The sequence below is a fragment of the Lentzea flaviverrucosa genome (assembly GCF_003350445.1).
GTDB classification, from domain to species: domain Bacteria; phylum Actinomycetota; class Actinomycetes; order Mycobacteriales; family Pseudonocardiaceae; genus Lentzea; species Lentzea californiensis.
This window is the reverse complement of the sequence record NZ_QQAU01000005.1, coordinates 138,125-157,062: the sequence shown is the minus strand read 5'-3', so window position 1 is coordinate 157,062 and position 18,938 is coordinate 138,125. Positions and strand designations below refer to the sequence as shown.

The window sequence follows — 18,938 nt, the reverse complement described above, 5'->3', positions numbered from 1 at the left end:
GTAGGTTGCGTTACCGTGACGAGCATGGACGTCACGGGCAAGGTGGTACTGATCACCGGCGCGGCCAGGGGCATCGGCGCCGAGGTGGCGAGGCAACTGGCCGGGCGCGGGGCTCGTCTCGCGCTCGTCGGGCTGGAGAAAGCCCAGCTCGAAGAGGTCGCGCGGGAGACCGGCGGCAAGGCGTGGGAAGCCGATGTCACGGACTGGGACGTGCTCGACCGCGTCATGAACGAGGTCGCTGCCCACTTCGGCGGCATCGACGTCGTGGTGGCGAACGCGGGCATCGCGGCCACCGGGTTCGTGCGCTCGATGGACCCCAAGGCGTTCGAGCGCGTCATCGAGGTCAACCTGCTCGGCGTGTGGCGCACGGTTCGCACGGCGCTGCCGCACCTGATCAAGAGCCGCGGCTACTGCCTGGTCGTCTCGTCGCTCGCGGCGATCGTCCACATCCCCGGCAACGCGGCCTACTCGGCGGCGAAGGCGGGCTGCGAAGCGTTTGCGGACAGCCTGCGGGCCGAGGTCAGGCACCTGGGCGTGGACGTCGGCACCGCGTACTTCTCGTGGATCTCCACGGACATGGTCAACAGCGCCGACGAGCACCCGGTCTTCGGCAAGCTGCGCCAGGGCATGCCGGGGCTCGCCAGCAAGAAGTACCCCGTGCGCAACGTCGGCAGGGCCGTGGTCAAGGGCATCGAGAAGCGGTCGAAGGCGGTCCACGTCCCCGGCTGGGTCGGCGCGCTGAAGTACTTCCGCGCGTTCACGCCGGTGGTCGTGGACCGCCAGGCGGTCGCGGAGGTGGCCGACGCCGACCGGCAGATGGCCGCGAGCGACACATCAGGCCTGGTCGGGCCGGGCGGGCAGGCTGCTAGCCGGTGATCCAGGGGCCCATCAGCGGGTTCCACTCGCGGATGGTCCACTCCGCGACGTTCGCGGGCGTGTACGGGTCGGCGGCGATGATCTCCTTCAGCGAGGCCTCGTCCGCGGCCTCGTAGATGATCAACGCGCCGGCGTCGTCCGCGTACGGACCTGACGCGAGGATCACGCCCTTCTCGGCGAGGGAGGCGATGTACTCGCGGTGCTCGGGGCGCACCGCGAGGCGCTTCTCGCGATCGGGACCGAACACCAATTCGACTGCAAAGCGGGCCATGCCTCCACCGTAGTGAAGCTGACCGGTACCGTCCTACCTTGTGGTTGGCGAAGAAACTCCGCGCACCGTGCAGGACACCCTGACCAACCTGCGAATCAAGGACGGCGTCGCAGGACCTCCCACAGGGCCCCTCACGCTCGAGGACCTGTACAAGCAGCACCGCATGCGCCTGGTCAGGCTCGCGCTGCTGCTGGTCGACGAGCCGTCGACGGCCGAGGACGTGGTCCAGGAGGCCTTCACCGGCCTGCACCGCAACTGGAAGGGTCTGCGCGACTCCCAGGCGGCGGTCGGCTACCTCCGCACGGCCGTGGTCAACGGCTCCCGCAGCGTGCTGCGCCGGCGCAAGACGGCCCGCGACTACACGCCGCCGCACGTGGCGAACGCTCGTTCGGCCGAGTCGCTCGCGATGCTGACCGCGGAGCACCAGGCCGTGGTCAAGGCGTTGCAGCAGCTCCCGCCGCGGCAGCGCGAGGTGCTCGTGCTGCGCTACTACGGCGACCTGTCCGAGGCGGAGATCGCCGAGGCCACGGGCATCTCGAAGGGCACTGTGAAGTCGACGGCTTCCCGTGCGTTGGACGCCCTCCAGAAGATCATGGCGGGCTGAGCCCACCAGGCAACAAACTTCACCGTTTCCCCAGCTGAGGCCGCTTTGCCCGATGTGGGCGGTTTCAGCCAGTAAGACCACGCGCCCAAATCGGTACTTGGTATAGACCAATAGGCCTCCCATGCCGCAGGATCAGTTCCCGTGGCACGCAGACACGTGGTCGCCGTTGACATCGGTGGCACCGAAACCAAGGCGGCGCTCGTCTCCGGCACGTCCGAGTCGGTGGCGGCGGAGAAGCACGCGCGCCGGGCGACTCCCGGCGAGCTGGCGCCCCTCCTCGACGTCATCGCCGAACTCGTCGACGAGCTCGGCAACGCCTCCGAGCACGAGATCGACGCCGTGGGGATCGTGGCGCCGGGGATCGTGGACGAGGCCAACGGCATCGGCGTGTACACGACGAACCTGCCGTGGAGCCAGTTCCCGTTCAGCGCGGTCATGACCGAACGGCTCGGCGTCCCCGTCGCGTTCGGCCACGACGTGCGTGCCGCGGGCCTGGCCGAATGCCGCATGGGTGCCGCCAGGGACCTGCGCAACGCGGTGATCATGCCGATCGGCACCGGGATCGCCGGCGCGCTGCTGCTGGACGGCAGGATCTACAGCGGCGAGGGCTTCGCCGGTGAGATCGGACATGTCAACGTCGGCCATGGCGTGCCGTGCGCCTGTGGCCAGATCGGCTGCGTGGAGACAGTGGCGTCCTCCGCGGCGATCGCCCGCCGGTACACCGCGCGTACCGGCACCCCCGTCAAGGGAGCCGCTGAGGTCGCACTCAGGGTGAGGGACGGGGAGCAGGACGCCGTCGCCGTGTGGCACGAGGCCGTGGACGCGCTCGCCAGGGGGATCCTGGTGCTGGCGACGCTGCTCGGTCCGGAGGCCGTTGTGCTCGGCGGTGGGCTCGCACTGGCAGGAGACCTGCTGGTGGATCCCTTGCGGGAAAGGCTGGACGGCCTGATCGCCTTCCAGCGCCGACCGGAGCTTCGGCTCGCGGCGCTCGGCGACGAGGCGGGCTTCCTCGGCGCGGCGCTGCTGGCCATCGACACGCTGGAGGCGTGATGAGCACGTGGGGTGGACCAGTCGACGTGATCCTGACCGGTGGTCGGGTCGTCACGCCTGGTGGAGTGCTCGAGAACGGGTGGGTGAGCGTCCGCGACGGCAGGATCGCCGCGGTCGGTGAGGGTGTGGCACCCGACGGCCCGGTGAACGACGTCAGCGGTTGCACGATCGTGCCCGGGTTCGTGGACATCCACTGCCACGGCGGTGGCGGTGACGCGTTCACCAGCCCCGACCCGGCGAAGGTCCGCAGGGCCGCGTCGGCGCACCGCAAGCACGGCACCACGACGTTGCTGGCCTCGCTGGTCTCGCGCCCGGTGCCGGAACTGGCCGACCAGGTGTCCGCGCTGGCCGAGCTGACCCAGGAGGGCGTGGTCGCGGGCATCCACCTGGAGGGCCCGTTCCTGTCCGCCGCCCGCTGCGGCGCGCACGACCCGGCGATCCTGTGCCCGCCGGAACAGACCTCGGTGACGAAGCTGCTCGACGCGGGCAAGGGCACCGTCCGCATGATCACGATCGCACCCGAGCTGGAGGGCGCGGTCCAGGCCGTGCGCCAGCTCGTGGACAACAACGTCCTCGCCGCCATCGGCCACACCGACGCGACCGAGGCGCAGGTCAGGCCCGCCGTCGACGCCGGTGCCTCGGTGGCGACCCACCTGTTCAACGGCATGCGCCCGCTGCACCACCGCGAGCCCGGCCCGATCGGCGCGCTGCTGGACGACGACCGCGTGACCGTCGAGCTGATCTGCGACCTGGTGCACCTGCACCCGACCGCGGTCCGCCTCGCCGCACGGCACGCGGGCCGCAAGCGCACGATCCTGATCACCGACGCCATCGCGGCGGCCGGTGTCGGTGACGGCGTGTACGACGTCGGCGGCCTCGAAGTGCGCGTCGTCGACGGGGTGCCGACGCTGGCGGGCGGTGCCGCGCTGGCCGGCAGCACGCTCACCATGGACGTGGCGTTCCGCAACGCCGTCAACTCGTGCGGGCTGACGCTCATGGAGGCCGTGTACGCGACGTCGACCCGTGGCGCCGAGCTCCTCGGCCTCGACACCGGAAAGCTTCAGCCGGGTTGTGCGGCGGACATCGTCGTCCTGGATGCAGAATTGAAGCCGAGGGACGTGATGGTCAGGGGCGAGTGGGTCAAGGACTAGGTGCATGGCGGACGATCCGGAACGACTGGTGACCAACGCGTTGAGAGCGCAGGCGACCAGCACGAACGCCGGATTTGTCGCGCATGTCCCAATCGCCGACGAACCCCGCTCCCCGATGCCGGTGTGGTGGATCCTGGGTCTCGCGTTGTTGTTGGGCCTGGCAGCGGGCGCGGTGGCCGCAGTGATCACCCTGAGCTGACCTGTACCGTTGTCGCCGTGACGATTGCATTGGGCCCTGACTGGCTGGACCCCACCGTTCTGCTGAACGGGCTCGGCCCGTACATGCTCATCGGGTTGTGCCTCATCATCTTCGCGGAGTGCGGGCTCCTCGTCGGTTTCTTCCTGCCCGGCGACTCGCTGCTGTTCACAGCGGGTCTCTTCGTCGCGGCGGGCACCATCGACACCCCGCTCTGGCTCGTCTGCGTGCTGCTGACGGTGTGCGCGTTCGTCGGCAACGTCGTCGGCTACTACATCGGCCAGAAGGCCGGTCCCGCGCTGTTCAGCAAGCCCGAGTCGAAGATCTTCAAGAAGGAGTACGTCGACAAGACGCAGGAGTTCTTCGACAAGTACGGCGCTCGCGCCATCGTCATGGCCAGGTTCGTGCCGATCGTCCGCACGTTCATCACGGCCATGGCCGGCGTCGGCAAGATGGACCCGAAGAAGTACTTCACGTACTCCGCGATCGGCGGCGTCGCCTGGGCCGCGGGCCTGACGGTCCTGGGCTACTTCCTCGGCCAGGTCTCCTTCATCAAGGAGAACCTCGAGATCACGCTGCTCGCCATCGTCTTCCTGTCGGTCGTGCCGATCATCATCGAGGTGATCAAGGCGCGCAAGGAGAAGAAGTCGCTCCTGCAGGAAGAGGCGGACGACATCACCCAGGTCATGCAGGCAACGCTGCAGGACGACTCGACGCAGATCATCCCCCGCGTGGAGCGCTGACCCGCCGGAAGACCGACCACCGCGAGGCCCGCCTGTTCCGACAGGCGGGCCTTTTGCTTCCTCGAAAGGATTTGAGTCTCACGCAACGTCAAGGTGTTGGTTGAACGGCATGACTGACACCACTCGACGTGAAGTGCTGGGATGGCTGGCCGGGCTCGGCGCGGCAGCGGGTGCCGGCCTGCTGCCGGGCCGGGCACAGGCATCGGTGGGCATCACCGCGTTGCGCGACGTGACGCTCATCGACTCGTCCGGCATCCGGCGCGGCACGACCATCGTGCTGGCGGACGACAAGGTTCTCGCCGTCGGCTCGTGCGACCTGCCGTTGCCGCGTGGTGCCACGGTGCTCGACCTCGCCGGCAAGTTCGTCATCCCCGGCCTGTGGGACATGCACGTGCACGGCGCGTTCCTGGACCGGATCACGTTGCCGCTGTGCCTGGTCAACGGCGTGACGGGCATCCGTGAGATGTGGGGCTTCCCGCCGATCTACGAGCTGCGCGAACGGATCGAGCGCGGCGAGGTGTTCGGCCCCCGGCTGGTCGTCGGCAGCACGATCATCGACGGACCGCACTCGACGCTGCCCGGCGCGTTGATCGTCAGCACGCCCGAAGAGGGCCGGCAGGCCGTGCGGGACGCCAAGGGCGCGGACTTCGTGAAGGTCTACTCGTACCTGGACCGCCCGACGCTCGAGGCCATCGCGGACGAATGTTCCCGGCAGGCCATCACGTTCGCCGGGCACTGCTCGAACCACGTGCCGCTGGGCGACGCGAGTGACCTGGGGCAGCGCACCTTCGAGCACATGTACGGCCTGCCGCTCGCCACCAGCACGCGGGAAACGCAGCTGCGCCAGGCGATCGCGAACCTGCCGCTCGATCCGGCGGACCCGTTCGCGTGGTTCAAGCAGGTGCTGGAGTTCGAACGGCAGGCAACTCTCTCGCACAGCCGCGGCAAGGCTCTTCAGCTGGCGAAGCGGTTGCAGCGCAACAACTCCGCGTTGTGCCCGACGATGGTCGCGATGCGGGTGTACGCGAGCCCCGCGGACCGGTTCGCGAACGACCCGCGGATCAAGTACATGCCGGCGTTCTACCGGGACCTCTGGCGCGACAGCCTGACGCGGTGGGTTCCCGTGACACCGCAGGAGATCCGGCAGCAGGCCGAGTTCTTCCGCCGCCGCCAGGAACTGGTCGCCGAGATGCACGCGCACGGCGTCGAGATCCTGCTCGGCACGGACGCGGGCAACCCGTACTCGTTCTCCGGCTTCTCGGTGCACGACGAACTGGAACTGCTGGTCGAGGCGGGCCTGTCGCCGAAGGCGGCGTTGAAGGCCGGCACGCGGGGCGCCGCGGTCAAGCCCGGCGAGGCCGCGAACCTCGTCGTGCTCGACGGCGACCCGCTGTCCGACATCCGCAACACGCAACGGATCCACACCGTGCTGACGCGGGGGCGGGTACTCGGTCCCGACGTCCGGCGGCGGATGCTCGCCGAGGTGGAGAAGGCAGCTCAGGAGCCTTTTCCCACTGTTCAGCGGACGTGCTGCTAGAACATCGAGCCCGGGTTGAACAGGTTCTCCGGGTCCAGCGCGTGTTTGATCTCGCGGTGGACCCGGAGGCCGACCGGCCCGATCTCCTTCGCCAGCCACTCGCGCTTGATCTTGCCGATGCCGTGCTCGCCGGTCACCGTGCCGCCCAGCGCGAGCCCGACCGCGAGGATGTCGTCGAACGCCTTCTGCGCGCGGGCGAACTGGTCGGCGTCGGCGGGGTCGTAGACGATCGTCGGGTGCATGTTGCCGTCGCCCGCGTGGCCGACGACGGCGATCTTGAGGCCGACCTCCCCGGAGATGTCCTCGCAGCCCTGGATGAGCTCGGCGATGCGGGTGCGGGGCACGCACACGTCGTCCGTCAGCCACGAGCCGTAGATCTCCAGCGCGGTCAGCACGGCCCTGCGCGCGGTCAGCAGGTCGCGTCCCTCGTTGACGTCGTGGGTCGCGTAGACGAGATCGGCCTCCAGGCAGATCTCCTCGATCTTCCGCAGTTCGTGCCGCGCCTGCTCGCCGCCCGCGTCGGACTGGCAGATCAGCAACGCCGCGCAGCCAGGACCGGCACCCAGCTCGGTCTTCAGGTACTGCTCGACGGCCTCGATCGAGGTGCGGTCCATGATCTCCATCAGCGACGGCACCAGGCCCTCGCGGACGATCCGGCTGACCGCGGCACCCGCCGTGGCGGTGCTGCCGAACGCGGCCACCAGCGTCGCCGGGGCTTGCGGGAGGGGCTTCAGCGCCAGCGTGGCCTTGGTGATCACGCCGAGCGTGCCCTCGGAACCGACGAAGAGCTTGGTGAGGTCGTAGCCCGCCACGCCCTTGACCGTGCGGCGCCCCGTGCGCAACACCTCGCCGTCGGCCAGCACGACCTCCAGGCCGAGCACGGAGTCGGTGGTCACGCCGTACTTCACGCAGCACAGGCCGCCGGCGTTGGTGGAGAGGTTGCCGCCGATCGTGCACCAGTCGTAGCTGCTCGGGTCCGGCGGGTAGAACAGGCCGTGCTTCTCCACGGCGCCGCGCAGGTCGAGGTTGACCACGCCGGGCTCGACGACGGCGAGGCGGTTGTCGGCGTCGATCTCGACGATCGCGTCCATCTTGGTCATGACCAGGACGACGCAGCCCTCGACGGCGTTCGCGGCACCGGACAGACCGCTGCCCGCGCCACGGGGCACGATCGGGACCCGGTGGCTCGCGCAGGCCCGCACCACCGCCTGGACCTGCTCGGTGTTCAGCGGGAACACCACCGCCAGCGGACTGCCGTGCGGTGCCAGCGGCATCATGTCGCGCTGGTAGCTCGCGGTGACGTCGGCGTCGGTCAGGACCCCTGAGTCACCCACTGCGGCGCGGAGTTCAGCGAGCAAGCTCTCCATACGCCCCACGCTAGCTCGATTCGCCTGGTTCACTCGAAGGTGATTCCAACGGAACGGAGTTCACGCGGTGACCCAGCGTGCTCAACCCAGATTTCGCCGATCCGTCGGCTCGACGTCGCCGCGACGCCGGCGCGGCACGACGTAGGCTGGCTCACCGTGGCGCATGCATTCGCCTCGCTGGAGACCGCGGGTCCGGTGGCCGTCTGGATCATCGTGCTGAGCTTCATCTTCGTCGAGTGCGCTTTCATCTTCGGACTCTTCCTGCCCGGTGACTCGCTGCTGTTCGCGGCCGGCGTGGTGCTGGCGTCGCACAACAGCGAGCTGTCGGCGTGGCTGCTGTCCCTCGCGGCTCTCGTCATCGCCGTCGTCGGCAACCAGGTCGGGTACTTCATCGGCCGCGGTACCGGCACGCGCGTGCTCGCCCGGAAGGGCGGCAAGGTGCTGAACAGGCAGAACCTGAAACGCGCGGGCGACTTCCTCGACCGCCGCGGGTTCTGGGCCGTCGTCCTCGCCCGCTGGATCCCGTGGATCCGCACGCTGGCACCCATGATCGCCGGTGCCGCGCGGATGGACCTCAGGCGGTTCACGCTGGCCACGACCATCGGCGCCATCGCGTGGGTGCCGACGCTCGTGCTGGCCGGCTACTACGGCGCCGGCATCCTGCAGACGCTCCCGTGGCTCGAGACGGCGGCGATCGTCGTCAGCGTCGGGTTCTTCCTCGGTGGCACCGGGTGGGGGATCTGGCGCTACCGCCAGGAGATGGCGAAGCCGATCGACGAAACGGTCGAAGTCGGAACGAACTAGCGACAAACCACTCGAACAGTGCTTACCTGTCCTTTCAGATAAAGGGCGGGGAGGCCTGTCATGCGATTACTCCATTCATTCGCCGTATTAATTGCACTGTTCGGCTCAGCAACACCGGCTCAGGCACAACCGATGCCGCAATGTGGTCAAGTCATCACGACGAACTTCACACTGATGGGCGATTGGGGCTGCGGAAACGAGCCAGCACTCATCGTCGGCGCAAATGGGTTGAAAATCAACCTGAATGGACACACCCTGAGTGGCACCCCCGCCATCAGGATGATCGACGTCGACGGCACGACGGTCCGGAACGGCACCATCCCCAGCAACATCGAGGCGGTCGAAGCGACCAACACCCGGTTCGTCGACATGACCATGGGGCAGCCGAGCTCGGCCTCGGGTGGCGACTGGACCGGCTCGACGGTGACGTTCGTGCGCAGCAAGATCACCATGTGGCGACTGTTCTGCGGGACGCGCTGCCAGTTCCAGGACAGCACGTCCAGCCTGAACCAGATCTACTCCGACCACCTGGTCCTCCGGGGCGGCGGCTGGCACGCCATCAACTTCGTCGGGGCCCTCAAGGCCGACGTCGTCAACACCACGCTGCACGCCCTCACCATCGGCGGGCTCGAGCGGCTGACCATCCGGGGCAGCGAGCTCAAGGGCGCCGAGGTGATCGCGACCGGCCGGATCGAACTGCTGAACAACACCTTCAGCACCGGCAACTGGCTCGGCGTCCACCGGCCGGTCAGCGGCATCATCCGCGGCAACAGGTTCGAGAAGATGCAGCAGGCAGGGCTGGCCGTGCGGGCGCCGTCGACTCTCAACGGCCCATTGTTGGTCGAACGCAACACATTCGCCGACAACCGGCGCGATGGCCTGCGAATCGACGTGCCGATTCCACTCGACATCACCGTGCGCAGGAACACGAGTGAGAACAACGGTCAGTACGGGATGTGGGCGCCGGAGGGCGCCGTCATCGATGGCGGCAGGAACGTGTCGAACAACGACGCGCTCGGCTGTTTCACCATCGTGTGCGGTTCAGGGGGATGACGAACCCCTAAAGCACCTCGGTGATCAGCAGGTCCGCTGCTCCCTTCGACGAGTTCACCATCAGCGCGTTGACGTGGTCCGTGCCGTGCAGCACCCGTTCCTCCGCCTCCGACAAGGTGCGCCCGTACCGCAGGTGCCGGTCGATCAGGCGCTGCACGCGCACGTCCTCGTCGATGAACAGGAACCACGCCTCGTCCAGGATGATCCGGACGCGCTTCCACTTGTCGTAGTTGAGCAGCAGGTAGTTGCCCTCGGTGACGACGAGCGGGACGTCCGGGTGCACCGGGACGGCGCAGGCGATGGGTTCCTCGATCTCGCGGCGGAACTCCGGCGCGTAGATCATGTCCGGGCCGCAGGCCTTGATCCGGCCGAGCAGGTCCACGTAGCCGGGGATGTCGAACGTGTCGGGCGCGCCCTTGCGTTCGACCAGCCGCAGCCGTTCGAGCTCGCTCTGCGCGAGGTGGAAGCCGTCCATCTCGACGAGCACGGCCTGGCCGTCGAGTGCCTCGACGAGCCTCCGCGCGAGTGTCGACTTGCCGGAACCGGGTGCGCCGCCGATGCCGAGAATCTTGCGCTCACCCTGATCGGTGAGCACCCGAGCCCGTTCTAGCAGCTCGTCGAACCTGACCTGCTGTCCTGCCACCGTGCCAGCTCCTCAACCCAGTCCCCGACCGCACCGACGCGAACGGCGGCCGCCTCCGACGCGAAGCCGATGGCAGCCACCGGGTCCGCGCCTGACGCCAGCGCGTAGGCGTACGCGCCGTGCCAGACGTCGCCGGCACCGTTCGTGTCCTTCACCTCCACCGCGGGGACGGGCAGCTCTCCGGCCGAGCCGTTCCGCGACCAGGTGACCGGCTTCGCACCGTGCGTGCGAATGACCAGCGGCACCCCGTAGGAGTGCACCTCGGCCTCGGACCGCTCGAACCCGGCAGAGCAGGCGGCCACGTCCACCAGCGGCAACAGGTGATCGAGGACAGGTTTCCAGCTCCCGGCGTCGAGCACCACAGGCAATCCCGCGGCTTTCGCCCGTCTGGCCACTGGGATCACGAGGCCTTCATGGTGTCCGTCCAAGAGCACCACGTCCGCGGCAGCCAGGAGATCGGTCAAATCCGGCGCCGTCACCGGCACCAACGCGTTCCGGGACACGACCGTGCGCTCCCCATCAGCGTCTCTGACGACGACCATGCTCACGGGCGTCATGCCCGCCACCGCGGTCACTTGGACCGGGTCCAAGGAGGCCCTGACGAATTCACCCAATGCGTCGGCACCCAGTGAGGTGAGCAACGCGGACCTCCCGCCCAGTGCCGCGACCGCGCGGGCCGCGTTGGCGGCCGGACCTCCGGGCGACAGCACCGCGCCGAGCGAGCGGACCTTCTGCCCGGGATCCGGGAACTCGTCCACCCTTTGGGTCACGTCGAGAGTTGTGAGGCCGACACACAGCACGGCTGCCATCTGGGCTTCCTCCAAACGGGTAAGGTCCCAGGTCATGGTCACCATGCGGGATGTCGCGGCTCTCGCGGGGGTCTCCATCACCACGGTGTCACACGTGATCAACGAGACGAGGCCGGTCGCCGGGGACACGCGCGAGCGCGTCCAGAAGGCGATCGACGAGACCGGGTACACGGGCGACGCCATCGCGCGATCGCTGGTCATGGGCGGCACGAAGTCGCTGGGCCTGGCCGTGTCACTGGTCTCCCACCCGTACTTCGCCGAGCTGATCGCCGCCATCGAGTCCGAGGCGACTCGCAACGGCTATTCGCTCGTGCTGATCGACACGAGGGACACCCCCGAATCCGAGCAGACCGCGGTCAGAATGCTGCGCTCGCGAAGAGTCGACGGGCTGCTGCTCACACCATCGGCCGGCGCCGGGGGAAGCCTCGTGCTGCCGGAGCTCAAGAAGCTGAACATCCCCACGGTGCTGGTCGACCGGCTGACCGTGGCCAAGGACATCGACCAGGTCGGGCCGGAGAACGTGCAGGCCACCTCCGGCCTGGTCAAGCACCTCGCGGAACTGGGGCACCGCCGGATCGGCATCGTCTGCGGCCAGGTGGGCGTGGCGACGACCGAGGAACGCATCCTCGGCTACCGCCTCGGCCTCGGCCGCGCGGGCCTGAAGTGGGACGAGGCGCTGGTCTCGCAGAGCGGCTGGCTCGCGCCGCTGCTCGACCAGGAGGACCCGGCCACGGCCGTCGTCGCGGCGGACCACCTCGTCACGGTCGGCATGCTGCACGAGGCACGGGCCCGCGGCCTGAAGCTCGGCACCGACCTGGCCGTCGTCGCCTACGACGAGGTCGAGTGGGCCACCCTGATCGAACCGCCGCTCACCACGCTGGCCCAGCCGGTCGAGGAGATCGGGCGCACCGCGGTGAAACTGCTGCTCTCCCGCATCGCCGACCCGCAGAGGGCACCGGAGACCATCCGGCTCGCGCCCTCCCTGAGGCACAGGCAGTCCTGCGGATGCTGATCCCCGGTCTCGTCTCGGTGACGTTCCGGCAGCTCACGGTCTCCGAGATCGGCGCGCTGGCGACGGAGTGCGGGCTGCAGGCCGTCGAGTGGGGCGGCGACGTGCACGTGCCGCCCGGCGACTTCGCGGCGGCACGGCGGGCGCTGGACACCGGCCTCAAGGTGGCCGCGTACGGGTCGTACTACCGCGCGGGCGTCTCGGACCGGGCCGACCTGGCACCGATCCTGGAGACCGCGGCCGAACTGGACGCGCCGTTCGTGCGGGTCTGGGCGGGCACGTCCGGCTCGGAGGAGTGCCCTGACCGGGCGCCGGTGGTCGAGGCGTTGCAACACGCCGTGGAACACGCCGAGGCGATGGGCACGAAGATCGCGTTGGAGTACCACCGGAACACGCTGACGGACACGCTCGACTCGACGGTGCAGCTGCTCGACGAGGCCGACGGCGTGGTGCCGTACTGGCAGCCCAGTGGAGGCCAGGACGTGTTCTCGGCCATGCACGAGGTGCGGACGCTGGAACCGGTGACGGCGCACGTCTTCTCGTGGGGTCCCGGTGGCTTCCAGGAGCGGTTCCCACTCGCCGAGCGCCGTGACCTGTGGAAGCCGGTGCTGACCGAGCTCGCCCGCGACGGCGTCGAGCGCAACGCGCTGCTGGAGTTCGTGCGGGACGACTCGCCGGAGCAGTTCCGCGAGGACGCCAAGGCGTTGCTGGGCTGGCTCAAGCCGTAGCGACGTCCAGACCGCGCCGTTCGAGCAGGGCGGCCGCTTCCAGGCACATCCAGCCACCGAGCTGGACGGACAGGTCGCGGCCCTCCGCTTCGACGGCCGGAAGAGTCCACTCAGGACCGAACAGCGGCCCGCTCACCGCCATCACGCGGTTGTTCCACGCCGCTTCCGCCGACTGGACGACGAGCTCCCTGGCCAGGTCCGCGGTCTCGTACCGGTCGGGGTCGAGGTCGGGGACGACCAGCGCGGCCTGGGCCAGGTAGCGGACCAGGATGCCCGCGAACAGGCCGCCGTCGCCACCGCCCTGGCCCCGGATCACGCCGTTGGTGGCGAGGTCGTCGTGCACGGCGGTGATCGTGCGTGCGGCCTTGTCGAGCCACTTGCCCTGCTGGCCGTGCTGGGCGAGCTCGACGCACGCGCCGATGAGAACTCCTTGGCAGTACGTGTAGATGTTCTTCTCGTACTCGCGGATCTCGCCGTTGGGGTGGACGTGCAGACCGTCCCACGCGAGGCCGTTGCCCGGATCGACGAGGTGTTCCTCGACCCAGTCCACGATGGACCGTGCGCGGGCGAGGTCGGTGCGTTCGTTCTGGCGGGCCAGGAAGATCGCGGCCGGTCCGTTCGCGGGGACGTTCTTGAAGTCGTCGTTGCGCTTCCACCAGATGCCGCCGCCGGCGTGGTCGGTCCAGCCGTCGCGCAGTCGCACGGCGATCGCGTCCAGGGCCTTGGGCTTCGCGATGCCGACCTCGTGCTCGGCGCGTTGCAGGGCCAAGCCGAGCCACGCGATGTCGTCGTAGAAGTCGTTGGTCCAGCCGAGGATGTTGCGGACCCTGATGCCGCGCACGACTTTCGCGACGGCCGTCTTGCGCAGCTCGTTGGGCGAGCGCAGGTAGCCGTCGATCATGCAGTCGAGCAGGTGCGCCTGCCACCAGTAGTTGAAGCTGGTGTGGATCTTGTCCCTGAAGAGCGGCGGCCACGCCCGCGCCCCGAGGAGCGTGCCCGGCACACCCCAGACCCGCCGAAGGTGCCTGGAGTACACCGCGCGCTCCGCGACACCCGCGCGTGCCGCCAGCAGTTTCGCGATCGCCACTTGGTCATCGTGCGTGCTTGACCGATCAAGAAGCTCGGTGAACCACCCAGTGGTAGAGGCCCATGGCCACAGAAGTTGTGAGGTTGTAACTGCTTACCTTCTCGCGCATGGGCAGCCGGACGATCCGCGCGGCCTTCTCCCGGACCTCTGCCGACAGCCCGTGGCGTTCCGACCCGAACGCGAGCACGGAGTCGTCGGGTATCGGGCCTTTCAGCAGGTCACCGTCCGCGTCGAACGCGATCAGCTCACCGGCGAAGTCGAGGCTCTCGACCTTGGCCACCGGCAGCGCGAAGTGCAGCCCGGCGGATCCCCGCAGCACGTTGGGGTGCCACGGGTCGACGTCACCGGTCGAGATCACGCCCCCCGCGTCGAGACCGGCGGCCACCCGGATGGCGGCGCCGAAGTTGCCGAGGTTGCGCGGGTTGTCGAGCAGGACGACCGGGGCGCCCCGGTCGAACGGCAGGTCCGGCTTCTCCGCGAACCCGGCCACACCCGTCGGGTGCGTGCGGCCGACCCTGAGCTTGAAGTGGTTCTGGTCGACCTCGGTGGCGGCGGCGAACCGCTCGCGCAGATCAGGTGCGTGCGTCTCGGCGAGGCCGATCGCGGCGGCGAGGTCCGTCGTGATCAGCGGGTGCACATCGGCGCCGAAGCGCAACGCGTGCTTAACAGCGTGAAAGCCTTCGAGCAGCACGGTGACCAGCATAGAAGCCGACCCACGAGATGATCACGATCGACCCCAGCACCAGCTGGACCAGCGTCGACGCGCTCTCCGGGTACCAGACGCCGTCGATGTAGTGGTCGATGAAACCCGTGCCCAGCGGCGGCATGCCCGCCTGGGCGCGGAAGAACTCCTCCGCCGTCGTCAGCGGACACGTCACCGGCACCAGCAGGCTCAGGATCGCCCACGCGCCGATCGCCAGGTGCGGATAGATCACACCGCGCCACCGCCATGCGAGGAACCCGCCCACGAGCAGGAACGCCAGCACGGCGAAGTGCAGCAGCATGACCGCCTCGGCGAAGAACCCAGCCATTCGCACCACCCCGTCCTCCAGACTAAGACGGGGTGGCTCGAAGCGCTCTCGATAAAACCTCAGGCGAGCCCGAGGTCGTTCAGGTCGAGCAGGTAGCGGTACTGCAGGCCCTCGGCCTCGATGGCCTCCTTGGCGCCCGTACCGCGGTCGACGACCGTGGCGACGCCGATCACGTCGGCCCCGTGCTCGCGCAGCGCGTTGACGGCCGTGAGCACCGAACCACCCGTGGTGGAGGTGTCCTCGACCGCGAGCACCCGCTGGCCGCGCACGTCGATGCCCTCGATCTGGCGCTGCATGCCGTGGGCCTTGTTCGCCTTGCGCACGACGAACGCGTCGAGCACGTCACCGTCGGCGCCGGCGGAGTGCATCATCGCGTAGGCGACGGGATCCGCGCCGAGGGTCAGACCGCCGACCGCGACGAAGTCCCAGTCCGACGTGAGCTGCCGCAGCAGCTTGCCGATCAACGGGGCCGCCGCGTGGTGCAGCGTCGCCCGCCGCAGGTCGACGTAGTAGTCGGCTTCCTTGCCGCTGGAAAGAGTCACCTTGCCGTGCACCACGGCCAATTCGCTCACGAGACGAGCGAGTTCTGACTTAGCGTTCGCGTCCAAGACCACTTCAGTTCGCACGGGTCGTCAGCTTCGCACACCCGCGCGTTCGACGCCTCGTACGCTGCATCACCGTGAGCACCTTGTACGTGGAACAGCCGTGGACGTTCATGAGCCTGCTGGCCCGGCCGCACTACCGCGTCGAGGTGTTCGACGAACGGGACGCGCCGGTCGCCGTCGTCCGCGAACGGACCGGGCCCGGCCTCCAGCGGCCGTTGCGGCACACGGGGTTCTCCGGCTGGACCGCGTTCGACCTCGACGTCGTCGGGCCGCACGGCCAATCGATCATGCACATCAGCAAGGGTTTCGGACGCAGGCCGCACGTGCGCGTGACCACGCCCCAGGGCCAGCTGATCGGGACGATCAAGACGCACGGCGCGTGGCAGCAGTCACTGCACGACGCGAACGGTCAGCAGCTCTGCTTCTTCGGTGACGTCGCGCGGATCCAGACCGGCGCGCGAGCCAAGCGCAACGGCTCGCGGGTGCGCCGGGACGTCGTGCAGATCAACCCGGCGGTGACCGAACCGGTGCGGTCGCTGGCGACCGCGTGCGCGGTCGCCTTCGACGTCGTTCGCGGTACCGGGACCAGCCACACCAGCAGTGGCGGAGTGGACTGGCCCGTCTAGTGGTGCCGGCTACCAGGCGTCCTTGCGGAAGTGGCTCGGGCCGTCGTCCTCGTCGTCGTCATCACGGCGCGGGCGGGGCGGCGGCTGGTGGGCTGCCGGGTTGCCCGAGGTGATGATGTCGTCGATGTCCTGGCCCTCCTCGATCGCCTGGTAGGCGCGCTGGAGGTCGGGAACGCCGACCGCGAGCGCCTTCTGCACGCCCTCGTCGTGGATCGCACGGCCGGAGGCGACGTCGGCCCACGTCATCTCGCCTGCGTCCACGCGCCGCTGGAGGTCCTTGAGCTCCTTCGGCGCGCCCGGCGACTTCGCGAACCGTTCGATCTCGCGGAGGTCCTGCTCGGAGAGCCCGCGCGACCTGCGCTGCACCTGCGACGCGGCGGTCGCGACCTTGCCCAGGTCGTCGACCCGGGAGTCCACCTCGGAGAACAGGGCCTGCAGCCGTGCCTGGTCGTAGGGGAACGTCACTGCTGACCACCGCCGGTGGGTGCCGGGGCGGGAGCGGGAGCGCCGCCAGCGGCTCCGCCGCCGCTGCCCGAGCTCGGGGTGCTGTACCGGCCGGAGGCCGCGGAACCGGCCTTGCCGAGGCCGTAGGCACCGAGACCGACGCCGATCGCACCGGACTTCGCGGCGGCCACGCCGTTGTCGTACTTCTGCTTGCCGTCCTGCACGCCGTCGACGACGTCCAGCGCGTCGTTCACGTCCCTGACGTCCTTGAGCTTCATCAGCGCCGTGCCCATCGCCACGATGCCGTCGACCATGCCCTGGACGCCCTCGATCAGCGTCATGATCGACTGGATGATCTTGCGGATGGCGTCGACGATCTGGATCGCGTCGTAGACCATCCACACCGCGCGGCCCCAGCCGACGACCGGGATCACCGCGGTCATCGCCGCTTCGAGCAGCATGGTGCAGAGCTTGTCGAGCAGGAACAGGGCGATCTTCGTGGCCGAACGGCACGCGGACGCCATCGACTGGAACTTGTTGCCGATGATCCGGGCGACCTGGGAGTCCGCCTCGATCGCGATGACCCACATGGTGTCCATGCGGCGTTCGAACGCCTGCGCGGCGCTGCCGTTCCAGTGCGGGTCGAGCTGACCGACGCTGTCACCGACGTTGTGCCGCACGGCGTCCAGCGCCTTGGCGACCTGGTCCCACGCGTTGGCGTTGGCGTCGATCTTCTCGAAGTCGCCGACCAGCGGGCTGATCAGCGACTCGATCAGGTTCTCGCCGGTGACCTTCTCGTAGATCCAGTTGACGCCCTGCAGCTTCCACCCGGCGGCCTCGATCAGCTCCTTGGTGGTCTGCCGGCCAGGGCGGTTCTCCGCGGCGGCGTTCAGCGCCACCGACGGGTCCTGGACGTCCGCGTACGCCGTGGTCATCGGCCACCCCCGGCCTGCTTGATCAGCTGCACGCCGTGGAGGTCGACCTTCTCGTAGGAGTCGGCCGACTTCCGCAGCGCCTCGGCGTCCTTGAGCATCGTCTTGTTCGCGAAGTCCAGCGTCTCGCCGTAGAGGCGCGCGACGCCGGTCACGACGGGATGCAGCAGGGTCAGCAGGCCGGTGAACCCGCTGGTGTCACCGCCCTTGGAGATGGCGTGGTCTTTGATGGTCAGGAAGTGCTGGGCGTTGCGGTCCAGCAGCTCGCTGTACCCGCGCAGCTCGTCCGGCTCGACGTGGAACTGTTCGCTCACGACGGCTCCGACGCACCGTTAGGCCGAACGGTTCCGATCAGGTGCGACCGCGGCCGCCCGCGAACCGCGACGCCATCTTGCGCACGAGGGGCCGCGGCAGCAGCCTCGAGATGGTCACGATCGCCTTGTACTGCAGACCGGGGATCGACAGCGGCTTGCCCCGGCGCAGGTCGCGCAGCGCCTCGTGGACGAGCTTGTCGGCGTCGACGTAGAGCCAACTCGGCGTCTTCGACATGTCGATCTTCGCGCGCTTGTGGAACTCCGTCCGCACGAAACCGGGGGCCAGCGCCATGATCCGCACGCCGGTGCCCTCCGCCGCGAGCGACATGCCCTCGGAGAAGGTCGTCACCCACGCCTTGTCGGCGCTGTAGCTGGTGCCGCGGCCGGGCAGGAAGCTGGCGACGCTGGACACGTTGATCACGTCGCCCTTGCCGCGGGCGATCATCGCCGGGATGGCGGCCCTGGACAGGCGCAGCACCGTGGCGACGTTGACGTCGAGCTGGGCCTGGAGCTTGTCGACGTCCGCGGCGAAGAACTCGCCGGTGTTCGCGAAGCCCGCGTTGTTGACCAGCAGGTCGACGGCCGACTCGGCCAGCCGCTGCTCGACCTTCAGCCGGTCGTCGTGGTCGCTGAGGTCGGCCGGCAGGACGTCCACGTTCACGCCGTGGCGGTCGTGCAGTTTCTTCGCGAGTTCTTCGAGTGCGGACGCGGTGCGCGCGACCAGCACGAGGTCGTATCCCTCGGCCGCGAGCCTGCGGGCGAAGGCGGCCCCGATCCCGACGGTCGATCCGGTCACCAGTGCGGTTGGCATGCCACCGAACGGTAGTCGGAAAGTCGCCGGGGCCGAAGGCCGCCGATGATCACGCTTCGTGCTTCGCCGGACGACGGAGCACGAACAGGCGCAGGGCGAGGCCGGAAACGACCATCGCCACCCCGCCGAACAGCAACCAACCGACTGATGCACCCGTGTTGGCCAGCGTCACCACGGACGCCGTACCCGTCACGGCTGCGGCCGGGACAATCTTTCCTCCGTACATCGTGCTTCCCTCCGGGGGTTC

The 18,938-nt window shown here is 68.9% G+C and carries 25 protein-coding genes; 12 read left to right on the top strand and 13 right to left on the bottom strand.

What is annotated here, in order from left to right; genetic code table 11:
- Window positions 1–24: 24 nt before the first annotated feature.
- A complete protein-coding gene (locus DFR72_RS17455) occupies window positions 25–876 on the top strand; it encodes an SDR family oxidoreductase (protein WP_090066176.1) in 852 nt (283 codons plus the stop codon).
- Here DFR72_RS17455 and DFR72_RS17450 read toward each other — a convergent pair.
- Complete coding sequence (locus DFR72_RS17450) at window positions 866–1,147, bottom strand: YciI family protein (protein ID WP_090066177.1); 282 nt, start codon at window positions 1,145–1,147, stop codon at window positions 866–868. The genes DFR72_RS17455 and DFR72_RS17450 overlap by 11 nt on opposite strands.
- Before the next feature lie 40 nt (window positions 1,148–1,187).
- Here DFR72_RS17450 and DFR72_RS17445 point away from each other — a divergent pair, with 40 nt between their 5' ends.
- The 6 genes from DFR72_RS17445 to DFR72_RS17420 all read left to right on the top strand — a co-directional run bounded on the left by DFR72_RS17445 (window position 1,188) and on the right by DFR72_RS17420 (window position 6,428).
- Complete coding sequence (locus DFR72_RS17445) at window positions 1,188–1,751, top strand: SigE family RNA polymerase sigma factor (protein ID WP_030477748.1); 564 nt, start codon at window positions 1,188–1,190, stop codon at window positions 1,749–1,751.
- 141 nt (window positions 1,752–1,892) lie between these two features.
- Window positions 1,893–2,801 carry an ROK family protein gene (locus DFR72_RS17440; protein WP_245983102.1) on the top strand — a complete coding sequence of 303 codons (909 nt, stop codon included), beginning with the start codon at window positions 1,893–1,895 and terminating at the stop codon, window positions 2,799–2,801.
- The gene (gene nagA, locus DFR72_RS17435) at window positions 2,801–3,952 is read left to right on the top strand and encodes an N-acetylglucosamine-6-phosphate deacetylase (protein WP_090066179.1); all 1,152 of its coding nucleotides are present in this window, start codon (window positions 2,801–2,803) and stop codon (window positions 3,950–3,952) included. The genes DFR72_RS17440 and nagA overlap by 1 nt, the downstream gene beginning before the upstream one ends.
- 4 nt (window positions 3,953–3,956) lie before the next feature.
- On the top strand, window positions 3,957–4,151 hold the full coding sequence (locus tag DFR72_RS17430) for a hypothetical protein (protein ID WP_114773701.1): 195 nt from the start codon (window positions 3,957–3,959) through the stop codon (window positions 4,149–4,151).
- 17 nt (window positions 4,152–4,168) lie between these two features.
- Window positions 4,169–4,891, top strand: a complete 723-nt coding sequence (locus DFR72_RS17425) for a DedA family protein (protein WP_245983100.1) — start codon at window positions 4,169–4,171, stop codon at window positions 4,889–4,891.
- 109 nt (window positions 4,892–5,000) lie between these two features.
- Window positions 5,001–6,428 carry an amidohydrolase family protein gene (locus DFR72_RS17420; RefSeq protein ID WP_090066180.1) on the top strand — a complete coding sequence of 476 codons (1,428 nt, stop codon included), beginning with the start codon at window positions 5,001–5,003 and terminating at the stop codon, window positions 6,426–6,428.
- On the opposite strand, the gene DFR72_RS17415 is transcribed toward DFR72_RS17420, so the two are convergent.
- Window positions 6,425–7,795 carry an FAD-binding oxidoreductase gene (locus DFR72_RS17415; RefSeq protein ID WP_090066181.1) on the bottom strand — a complete coding sequence of 457 codons (1,371 nt, stop codon included), beginning with the start codon at window positions 7,793–7,795 and terminating at the stop codon, window positions 6,425–6,427. The two genes, DFR72_RS17420 and DFR72_RS17415, sit on opposite strands and share 4 nt — an antisense overlap.
- Window positions 7,796–7,951: 156 nt before the next feature.
- On the opposite strand from DFR72_RS17415, the gene DFR72_RS17410 reads away from it, so the two are divergent.
- Both DFR72_RS17410 and DFR72_RS17405 read left to right on the top strand, forming a co-directional pair.
- Window positions 7,952–8,599, top strand: coding sequence for a DedA family protein (locus DFR72_RS17410; protein ID WP_090066182.1), 648 nt, complete (start codon window positions 7,952–7,954; stop codon window positions 8,597–8,599).
- A gap of 60 nt (window positions 8,600–8,659) precedes the next feature.
- Window positions 8,660–9,652: a right-handed parallel beta-helix repeat-containing protein gene (locus DFR72_RS17405; protein WP_090066183.1), complete on the top strand. Its 993-nt coding sequence runs from the start codon at window positions 8,660–8,662 to the stop codon at window positions 9,650–9,652.
- A gap of 7 nt (window positions 9,653–9,659) precedes the next feature.
- Here DFR72_RS17405 and DFR72_RS17400 read toward each other — a convergent pair whose 3' ends face one another.
- A complete protein-coding gene (locus DFR72_RS17400; protein ID WP_030477739.1) occupies window positions 9,660–10,295 on the bottom strand; it encodes a nucleoside/nucleotide kinase family protein in 636 nt (211 codons plus the stop codon).
- On the bottom strand, window positions 10,259–11,104 hold the full coding sequence (locus DFR72_RS17395; RefSeq protein WP_090066184.1) for a PfkB family carbohydrate kinase: 846 nt from the start codon (window positions 11,102–11,104) through the stop codon (window positions 10,259–10,261). Before DFR72_RS17395 ends, DFR72_RS17400 begins: the two co-directional genes overlap by 37 nt.
- Window positions 11,105–11,138: 34 nt before the next feature.
- Here DFR72_RS17395 and DFR72_RS17390 point away from each other — a divergent pair, with 34 nt between their 5' ends.
- Entirely contained in the window at window positions 11,139–12,116 is a 978-nt protein-coding gene (locus DFR72_RS17390) for a LacI family DNA-binding transcriptional regulator (RefSeq protein ID WP_090066185.1), read from the top strand.
- Window positions 12,110–12,841: a sugar phosphate isomerase/epimerase family protein gene (locus tag DFR72_RS17385; protein ID WP_090066186.1), complete on the top strand. Its 732-nt coding sequence runs from the start codon at window positions 12,110–12,112 to the stop codon at window positions 12,839–12,841. Before DFR72_RS17390 ends, DFR72_RS17385 begins: the two co-directional genes overlap by 7 nt.
- Here DFR72_RS17385 and DFR72_RS17380 read toward each other — a convergent pair.
- Genes DFR72_RS17380 through pyrE form a run of 4 tightly spaced genes read right to left on the bottom strand, consistent with a single transcriptional unit; the run spans window position 12,831 to window position 15,573 of the window.
- Window positions 12,831–13,928 carry a glycoside hydrolase family 76 protein gene (locus DFR72_RS17380; protein ID WP_090066187.1) on the bottom strand — a complete coding sequence of 366 codons (1,098 nt, stop codon included), beginning with the start codon at window positions 13,926–13,928 and terminating at the stop codon, window positions 12,831–12,833. The genes DFR72_RS17385 and DFR72_RS17380 overlap by 11 nt on opposite strands.
- A 25-nt stretch (window positions 13,929–13,953) precedes the next feature.
- The gene (locus DFR72_RS17375) at window positions 13,954–14,619 is read right to left on the bottom strand and encodes a TrmH family RNA methyltransferase (protein ID WP_245983088.1); all 666 of its coding nucleotides are present in this window, start codon (window positions 14,617–14,619) and stop codon (window positions 13,954–13,956) included.
- Window positions 14,591–14,959, bottom strand: a complete 369-nt coding sequence (locus DFR72_RS17370; protein ID WP_090066189.1) for a DUF2784 domain-containing protein — start codon at window positions 14,957–14,959, stop codon at window positions 14,591–14,593. The genes DFR72_RS17375 and DFR72_RS17370 overlap by 29 nt, the downstream gene beginning before the upstream one ends.
- Window positions 14,960–15,018: 59 nt before the next feature.
- Complete coding sequence (gene pyrE, locus DFR72_RS17365) at window positions 15,019–15,573, bottom strand: orotate phosphoribosyltransferase (RefSeq protein ID WP_090066190.1); 555 nt, start codon at window positions 15,571–15,573, stop codon at window positions 15,019–15,021.
- A gap of 65 nt (window positions 15,574–15,638) precedes the next feature.
- On the opposite strand from pyrE, the gene DFR72_RS17360 reads away from it, so the two are divergent.
- The gene (locus tag DFR72_RS17360) at window positions 15,639–16,190 is read left to right on the top strand and encodes an LURP-one-related/scramblase family protein (protein WP_090066191.1); all 552 of its coding nucleotides are present in this window, start codon (window positions 15,639–15,641) and stop codon (window positions 16,188–16,190) included.
- Window positions 16,191–16,199: 9 nt separating this feature from the next.
- On the opposite strand, the gene DFR72_RS17355 is transcribed toward DFR72_RS17360, so the two are convergent.
- The 5 genes from DFR72_RS17355 to DFR72_RS17335 are packed head-to-tail and all read right to left on the bottom strand — an operon-like array spanning window position 16,200 to window position 18,863.
- Window positions 16,200–16,655: a hypothetical protein gene (locus DFR72_RS17355; RefSeq protein WP_090066192.1), complete on the bottom strand. Its 456-nt coding sequence runs from the start codon at window positions 16,653–16,655 to the stop codon at window positions 16,200–16,202.
- Complete coding sequence (locus DFR72_RS17350) at window positions 16,652–17,569, bottom strand: WXG100 family type VII secretion target (protein ID WP_090066193.1); 918 nt, start codon at window positions 17,567–17,569, stop codon at window positions 16,652–16,654. Before DFR72_RS17350 ends, DFR72_RS17355 begins: the two co-directional genes overlap by 4 nt.
- Window positions 17,566–17,880, bottom strand: a complete 315-nt coding sequence (locus DFR72_RS17345) for a hypothetical protein (protein ID WP_090066194.1) — start codon at window positions 17,878–17,880, stop codon at window positions 17,566–17,568. The genes DFR72_RS17350 and DFR72_RS17345 overlap by 4 nt, the downstream gene beginning before the upstream one ends.
- Before the next feature lie 37 nt (window positions 17,881–17,917).
- Window positions 17,918–18,691, bottom strand: a complete 774-nt coding sequence (locus DFR72_RS17340; RefSeq protein WP_090066195.1) for an SDR family NAD(P)-dependent oxidoreductase — start codon at window positions 18,689–18,691, stop codon at window positions 17,918–17,920.
- 49 nt (window positions 18,692–18,740) lie between these two features.
- On the bottom strand, window positions 18,741–18,863 hold the full coding sequence (locus DFR72_RS17335; protein ID WP_143086722.1) for an LPXTG cell wall anchor domain-containing protein: 123 nt from the start codon (window positions 18,861–18,863) through the stop codon (window positions 18,741–18,743).
- Window positions 18,864–18,938 lie beyond the last annotated feature (75 nt).

What these genes read in the sequence shown, in the direction of transcription:
- DFR72_RS17455 (WP_090066176.1), top strand. Translation starts at nt 25, where the DNA reads ATGGACGTCACGGGCAAGGTGGTACTGATCACCGGCGCGGCCAGGGGC.
- DFR72_RS17450 (WP_090066177.1), bottom strand. Translation starts at nt 1,147, where the DNA reads ATGGCCCGCTTTGCAGTCGAATTGGTGTTCGGTCCCGATCGCGAGAAG.
- nagA (WP_090066179.1), top strand. Translation starts at nt 2,801, where the DNA reads ATGAGCACGTGGGGTGGACCAGTCGACGTGATCCTGACCGGTGGTCGG.
- DFR72_RS17430 (WP_114773701.1), top strand. Translation starts at nt 3,957, where the DNA reads ATGGCGGACGATCCGGAACGACTGGTGACCAACGCGTTGAGAGCGCAG.
- DFR72_RS17420 (WP_090066180.1), top strand. Translation starts at nt 5,001, where the DNA reads ATGACTGACACCACTCGACGTGAAGTGCTGGGATGGCTGGCCGGGCTC.
- DFR72_RS17415 (WP_090066181.1), bottom strand. Translation starts at nt 7,795, where the DNA reads ATGGAGAGCTTGCTCGCTGAACTCCGCGCCGCAGTGGGTGACTCAGGG.
- DFR72_RS17405 (WP_090066183.1), top strand. Translation starts at nt 8,660, where the DNA reads ATGCGATTACTCCATTCATTCGCCGTATTAATTGCACTGTTCGGCTCA.
- DFR72_RS17395 (WP_090066184.1), bottom strand. Translation starts at nt 11,104, where the DNA reads ATGGCAGCCGTGCTGTGTGTCGGCCTCACAACTCTCGACGTGACCCAA.
- DFR72_RS17390 (WP_090066185.1), top strand. Translation starts at nt 11,139, where the DNA reads ATGGTCACCATGCGGGATGTCGCGGCTCTCGCGGGGGTCTCCATCACC.
- DFR72_RS17385 (WP_090066186.1), top strand. Translation starts at nt 12,110, where the DNA reads ATGCTGATCCCCGGTCTCGTCTCGGTGACGTTCCGGCAGCTCACGGTC.
- DFR72_RS17370 (WP_090066189.1), bottom strand. Translation starts at nt 14,959, where the DNA reads ATGGCTGGGTTCTTCGCCGAGGCGGTCATGCTGCTGCACTTCGCCGTG.
- DFR72_RS17350 (WP_090066193.1), bottom strand. Translation starts at nt 17,569, where the DNA reads ATGACCACGGCGTACGCGGACGTCCAGGACCCGTCGGTGGCGCTGAAC.
- DFR72_RS17340 (WP_090066195.1), bottom strand. Translation starts at nt 18,691, where the DNA reads ATGCCAACCGCACTGGTGACCGGATCGACCGTCGGGATCGGGGCCGCC.